Below are 4,621 nucleotides of genomic sequence, written 5' to 3'. Positions count from 1 at the left end.
GTCCCGCCCCTACCCGTCCGGTTGGCACGCAGCCGGGCGTACACGGACGGGCTGACGATGGAGTACAGCCCGTCCCCGTGAGCCACCGGTCTGCCGTCCCTGTGCAGCGCGAACCGGATGCCCATCCGGCGCCCGGACGCCCTGCCGCGCGGCGCGGCGTCCGGGCAGGTCACCTCCAGGTCGAAGTCCGTGGGCCGGGAGGAGATGCGCAGTTGCTCCAGATCGGTGTGGCAGCTGAGCGACCACAGCACGAAGTGGTGGCCGAGCGGTATCCCGTGCTCCGCGTGCGTCACGAACATGCCGGCCTGTCGAAACGTCTCTGCGGCCTGCAGGGGGTCGTGACTCGAGCCGTCTGCGCTGTTGAAGAACGTGTGGGCGCGCGGCCACTGTCCGGTGAGCGAGAACCGCACTCCCTCGTCCTGGGCGGTACAACCGCTGAGGAACACCTCTGCCAGGGACGCCCGGTGGACGTACTCCTTCGGGACCGTGGTGGTCAGTCGGGGCAGGGCGGGCAGACCGACTCCGATCTCGCTGGTGGACAGGCTCATTGACGACCCCCCGTCGGGAAGCTCTTCGTTGGCTGGAAGCTCCGTTCGACGCCTATAAGATACGGACCTACCGGTTTTCTCGGGTCGGCCACCAGGTAAAGGATTCACCAAGCGTGGTTCGACTCGATCCATGCACGACTCCGCTCAGTAGTGGTTTGGCCAAGTATTTTCGCGCTCAATCATGCAGAAGGCACGCCGAATAACGGACCAACTGGCGGATGTCGTCGACCGGTTCCGTGTGGACGGCGGGGCAGTCCGACTCCGCCAAAACCTGACATGCGGTCTCTTTCGGCCACGCCATGGGGGCATCGGCCCCGCCCGCGGTCCCTCCGGTCTCGACAGCACCTGCATGATGGTCGAACGGTTAGCGAGAGGGAGACCCGATGGAACCACTGCGCACCCTGCGCCTCGCCGCCGTCAACATCGACGGCGTCCTGCTCAACGACAGCTTCAGCCCCGTCCTGCACCGGCTCGTCCTCAAGTACGGCGGTGCGTACACCCGGGAGCTGGAGCAGCGGCTCTTCTCGCAGTCCCGGCTGGCGGCCGCCCGGGTCCTGCTGGCGGAGACCGGTGCCGGCGTGAGCGAGCAGGAGGCCGTCGCCGACTACTTCGCCGAGCGCGAGGACCACCTGCGCGCCCACCCGGTCCACACCCTCGCCGGCGCCGAGGAACTCCTGCACCGGCTGCGCGCCCTGGGCCTGGACGTCATCTGCTACGGAGGCCTCGACGAGGACCACTTCCGCCGTCATCTCGGTGCCTGGGAGCAGTTGTTCACCGCCCCCCGCTACGTCTGCACCGACGACTTCCGACCCGGCATCCGGGAGATCACCCAGGACCACTTCGGCCTGGACTTCCACCAGGTCCTCTTCATCGACGACGTGGCCCGCTTCGCCGCCCACGCGAAGGAACTGGGCGTCCCGTTCGTCGGTCACCCCAGCACCTTCGAACACGGCTTCCAGCGGGAGCTGATGCGCGAACTCGGCGTCCGGCACCTGGTCGGCAGCCTCACCGAGATCGACGAACGGCGCCTGCGCACCCTCGACCGCGAGGCCGGCCTCGGCACCGTCTGGCAGGACGCCGGCTCGCTCGCCGAGGCGGCCGGGTGACCGCGGCACAGGGCGCGGACCTCGCCGGCCGGGTCGTCCTGATCACCGGCGCCAGCAGCGGCATCGGCGCCGCCGCGGCCCGGGTGTTCGCCCGGCAGGGCGCCGTCGTCGTGGTCACCGCCCGCCGCGAGGACAGGCTGCGCGCCCTCGCCGAGACGCTGCGCGCGGAGGGCGCCGAGGCGAGCCACCGCACCCTCGACGTGCGCGACGGCGACGACGTGCGGCGCGCTGTCGAGTTCGTCGTCGAGCGGTACGGCCGTCTCGACGCTGCCTTCAACAACGCCGGCGTGGCGCTGCCGAAGACCCCGATGCACCTCATCGACGACGCCGACTACGAACGCGTCACCGAGACCAACGTGCGGGGCGTGTGGAACTGCCTGCGCCACGAGATCACGGCCATGCTGGAGAGCGGCGGCGGCTCGATCGTCAACACCAGCAGCGTGGGCGGCCTGGTCGCCTCCTCGACGGCCGCCCCCTACATCGCCTCCAAGCACGCCGTCATCGGACTGACCAAGGCGGCCGCCGTCGAGTACGCCCCGCACCACATCCGCGTCAACGCCATCGCCCCGGGCCTGACCCGCTCCGAGATGATCGACGACTGGTTCGCCAAGTCCCCCGAGAACGAGGCCCGCGCCTACCGCTCCGCCCCGCAGGCGCGCGCCGCCGCCCCGGAGGAGGTCGCGGAGGCCGCGGCCTGGCTGTGCGGTGACCGGGCGAGCTTCGTCACGGGTGCCACACTTACCGTGGACGGCGGACGCACCGCCTGGTGAACTGCCCCCGGAGGGTCCCGCTTCGACGCGTCCGCGCCGGTGCGGGACCGGCTGGGAATCGGCCTTCTCCGGCCGAAATACCGACCCCCGTTTGGGGTAAGGTACGTCACGTCCGGTTTTCTTTTGACCGAGGAGGGGTCCCATGGCGCGTCAGGAGCGTGCGATTCGGACCCGGCGTGCTGTTGTCGAGGCCGCTGCGGCGGTCTTCGCCGAGCGCGGGTACACGGCGGCGACGATCGCCGAGATCCTCGACCGGGCCGGAGTCACCAAGGGTGCCCTCTACTTCCACTTCGACTCCAAGGAAGCCCTCGCGCGGGGTGTGATCAACGCCCAGATCAGTGACGACTACTGGGTACCGCGGGATTTGAAGCTCCAGGAGTGGGTGGACATCGGCATGACGCTGGCCCACCGGATCCCCAAGGAGGTCATCCTGCTCGCCGGCATACGGCTCTCCGCGGACCTCCAGGGACGCTCGCTGTTCGGGAGTGCCTGGCCCGCCTGGACCGAGGTGGTGACCGAGAAGCTGGTGGAGGCCAAGGAACGCGGTGAGGTGCTGCCGCACGTCACGCCACGGGAGACCGCGGAGTGCTTCCTCGGGGCCTGGATCGGCACCCAGTTCATGTCCGAGGTGGTCTCCGACTGGACGGATCTCAATGACCGGATCTCCGTCCTCTACAACCACGTACTCCCGGCCATAGCCACGCCCGCGGCCCTGATCAGGCTGGACACCGCGCCCGACCGGGGCGCCCGCGTCGTCGAGGAAGCCGAGCGGCGTCGGCAGGAAACGCAGGAGCGGGAACCGCTGGTGGACACCGAGGCCTGACCGGCCCCGAAGCCGACCGCCTGTGTGGTTTGTTGCCCGGAGAAACGGTTCTCCTGGTGACGCCGGGGAGATTCTGGGGAGGTTGTCCGGCCTCCGGGTGCCGACAAACCTACCGATCACGCCGTTTTGCTAGGGTTTTCGGACCGCCCGGACCAACAGGGGGACGCGATGGTCAAGCAGCTCCGGGCGGCCAGAACCCGCCAGGCCCTCGTTCTCGCGGCTGCGGAGATCTTCTCCGACGACGGTTACGCAGCGACCTCGCTGCCCGCGATATGCCGACGGGCCGGAGTGAGCGCCGGAGCACTGCACTTCCACTTTCCCAGCAAGGACGCGCTGGCGATCGAGGTGGCAAGCGAGGCGCGGCGCTCCGTCGAGCAACTGGTCACCGACCGGCACCAGTCCGCCGCCTCCGCGTTGCAGCTGCTGGTGGCGGTCACCCGGGACCTGCTGGTCGCGGTCGCCGCCGACGTCGTCGTGCGTGCGGGCTTCAAACTGGGCGTCGATCCGTCCTGGAAGAACGGCGGCCCCGGCTTCGACTGCTGGTGGCGCGCGTGGGTCTGCGAACAGTTGCTGCGGGCACAGCGCGAAGGCGAACTGACCGAGGGCGTCTCACCGGAACGGGTCGCCGCGGTGATAGTGGCCGCGACCGTCGGGTTCCAACTGAGCGGGGCCGCGACCCGCGACCGCAGCCCGTCCCAGCACGTCGAGCAGTTCTGGTCCCTGGTGCTCCCGCAGCTCCGAAGCGAAGGCGCACCCACCGTACGGGGCCGGGTTTGACAAACCGTCCGTGCCGTTTTTGACTCTCTTTCCCGGACGGCCGACACGCACGGCGGCGGAGCAGGGGGACCGCATGGACATCCGCATACTCGGCGCCCTCGACGTACGCGAGAACGGTGCCCCCGTCGCCCCGACGGCGCACAAGCCGCGCCAGGTGCTGGCCCTGCTGGCCCTGCACGCCGACCGGCCCGTGACCGCGGGGACGCTGACGGAGGAGCTCTGGGGTCCCCGGCCTCCCGCGCAGCGCTCGGGCCACCGTGCAGACGTACATCATGCACCTGCGTGAACTCCTCGCGCTCGCACCGGAGCGGAGCGGCGGCGGCCCGGACGCGCGCACCGCCAGGCAGGTCCTGCGCACCGTACCCGGCGGCTACCTGCTCGACACCGGTGACGGCACGAGCGACGTAAGGGAGTTCGAGCGGCTCGCCGGGCGCGGGTACCGCGCGATGGAGGCCGGCGACCACCCGGAGGCCGTCCGGCTGCTGCGCGCGGCCCTCGCCCTGGTTCGGGACGGCAGGGCTGCCGGGGCGCCTGGTGCGTCCGGGCAGCCGGCGGAACCGGATCCCGCGGCGCGTGCGGGGGATTCCCCGGCGCCTG

At 70.4% G+C, this 4,621-nt stretch carries 5 protein-coding genes and 1 pseudogene; 5 read left to right on the top strand and 1 reads right to left on the bottom strand.

Translation table 11 applies throughout. The annotated features are described in order from the left end of the window. On the bottom strand, window positions 1-548 hold a 548-nt coding region (locus tag ABZ646_RS40475; protein WP_360530943.1), incomplete at its 3' end, for an AfsA-related hotdog domain-containing protein. A 383-nt stretch (window positions 549-931) separates the two neighbouring features. Between ABZ646_RS40475 and ABZ646_RS40470 the strand changes: the two genes are divergently transcribed. The 5 genes and pseudogenes from ABZ646_RS40470 to ABZ646_RS40450 form a co-directional block, all read left to right on the top strand. Continuing rightward, on the top strand, window positions 932-1,654 hold the full coding sequence (locus tag ABZ646_RS40470) for an HAD family phosphatase (RefSeq protein ID WP_360530940.1): 723 nt from the start codon (window positions 932-934) through the stop codon (window positions 1,652-1,654). Beyond that, on the top strand, window positions 1,651-2,424 hold the full coding sequence (locus ABZ646_RS40465) for a glucose 1-dehydrogenase (protein WP_360530937.1): 774 nt from the start codon (window positions 1,651-1,653) through the stop codon (window positions 2,422-2,424). The genes ABZ646_RS40470 and ABZ646_RS40465 overlap by 4 nt, the downstream gene beginning before the upstream one ends. 142 nt (window positions 2,425-2,566) lie before the next feature. Then, window positions 2,567-3,247: a ScbR family autoregulator-binding transcription factor gene (locus ABZ646_RS40460; protein ID WP_360530934.1), complete on the top strand. Its 681-nt coding sequence runs from the start codon at window positions 2,567-2,569 to the stop codon at window positions 3,245-3,247. Between the two features lie 168 nt (window positions 3,248-3,415). Continuing rightward, window positions 3,416-4,024, top strand: a complete 609-nt coding sequence (locus tag ABZ646_RS40455; RefSeq protein ID WP_360530931.1) for a ScbR family autoregulator-binding transcription factor — start codon at window positions 3,416-3,418, stop codon at window positions 4,022-4,024. Window positions 4,025-4,097: 73 nt separating this feature from the next. Further along, a pseudogene (locus ABZ646_RS40450) lies at window positions 4,098-4,527 on the top strand (winged helix-turn-helix domain-containing protein); the annotation flags it as partial. Between the last annotated feature and the right edge of the window lie 94 nt (window positions 4,528-4,621).

Source organism: Streptomyces sp. NPDC007162 (genome assembly GCF_040634175.1).
Taxonomy (GTDB): Bacteria; Actinomycetota; Actinomycetes; order Streptomycetales; family Streptomycetaceae; genus Streptomyces.
Note: the sequence above shows the minus strand (reverse complement) of the source record. Positions and strands in the feature narration are given on the sequence as shown.

What these genes read in the sequence shown, in the direction of transcription:
- ABZ646_RS40470 (WP_360530940.1), top strand. Translation starts at nt 932, where the DNA reads ATGGAACCACTGCGCACCCTGCGCCTCGCCGCCGTCAACATCGACGGC.
- ABZ646_RS40460 (WP_360530934.1), top strand. Translation starts at nt 2,567, where the DNA reads ATGGCGCGTCAGGAGCGTGCGATTCGGACCCGGCGTGCTGTTGTCGAG.
- ABZ646_RS40455 (WP_360530931.1), top strand. Translation starts at nt 3,416, where the DNA reads ATGGTCAAGCAGCTCCGGGCGGCCAGAACCCGCCAGGCCCTCGTTCTC.